Here is a 219-nt window from a genome sequence, read left to right on the forward strand (position 1 = left end):
GTGAAAAGCTGGAGTTTACGCCCGCCGTCCTAAAAGTGTTGGAATATGTTCGCCCGAAATACGCCTGTCGTCAGTGTGAACAACAGGCTGAAAAAAGCCACATTCACCAACAACCCGCACCGATAAGTATCATCCCCAAAAGCTTCGCTACCGAAAGTCTGCTTGCCAACATTATTTTAGGCAAATATCAGTATGCGCTTCCGCTGTATCGTCAGGAAA

Annotated in this window: 1 protein-coding gene; it reads left to right on the forward strand. The window is 47.0% G+C overall.

Features of this window, described 5'->3' with window-relative positions:
- The coding region (locus EYW48_RS21980) for an IS66 family transposase zinc-finger binding domain-containing protein (RefSeq protein WP_277433138.1) at positions 1 to 219 on the forward strand (219 nt) is incomplete at both ends.

The sequence above is a fragment of the Vibrio sp. 1180_3 genome, assembly GCF_029478545.1.
GTDB lineage: Bacteria > Pseudomonadota > Gammaproteobacteria > Enterobacterales > Vibrionaceae > Vibrio > Vibrio aestuarianus.